Below are 713 nucleotides of genomic sequence, written 5' to 3'. Positions count from 1 at the left end.
GCGCATCCCCGATGTCGCCCCGCATCCGGCGCCGCAGGTGGAGGCGCCCGCCGATGCGGAAGCCGCCGAGGCCCGGCTCCTGCTCCGCGCCATGATCGCCGCCGCGCGCTCCGATGGCGCCGTGGACAAGGCCGAGCGCGCCGCCATCGCCACGCGGCTGGATGCGGCAGGCCTCACGGAAGCCGAGCGCGACCATGTCCTCGGCGATTTCGACCATCCCGCCAGCATCGAGGATCTGGCCGGCGGCGCACGCGATCCGATGCTGGCCGCGCAGCTCTACGCCGCCGCCTTCGGCGCGGCAGGCGAGCTCAGCGCCGGCGAGCGGGCTTGGCTCGACCGGCTGGGGATGGCACTGAGGCTGGACAAGGCCGCCATCGCGGCCATCGAACGACGTCTAGGGGGCCAAGGGGGATAACGTCATGTTCACGCTGACCGACGCGCAGGAGCGCCTTCGCGCCGCCGCCCGCGAGCTCGCGCAGGAGGCCGCCGCCCAGGCCGCTGAGACCGACCGCAGCCTGCAATATCCCTGGCCGATGGTCCGCCGCATGACCGAGGCGAAGTTCATGGGCCTGACCATTCCGCGAGAATGGGGCGGCCAGGGCGGCTCCTACCTCGATGCCGTGCTGGTGGTGGAGGAGATGGCCAAGGCCTGCGCCGTCTGCGGCCGCATCGCGGTCGAGGCGAACATGGGCGCGGTCGGCGCGGTCATGGCC

General features: G+C 73.1%; 2 protein-coding genes. Both read left to right on the top strand.

The features are described 5' to 3' along the window. A partial coding sequence (locus AC1DWF_RS34500; protein ID WP_476842977.1) for a DUF533 domain-containing protein occupies positions 1–415 on the top strand: 415 nt, incomplete at its 5' end. Between the two features lie 4 nt (positions 416–419). Next, a partial coding sequence (locus tag AC1DWF_RS34495) for an acyl-CoA dehydrogenase family protein (RefSeq protein WP_476842976.1) occupies positions 420–713 on the top strand: 294 nt, incomplete at its 3' end.

Source organism: Aminobacter sp. P4_D5 (assembly GCF_056401815.1).
Note: the sequence above shows the minus strand (reverse complement) of the source record. Positions and strands in the feature narration are given on the sequence as shown.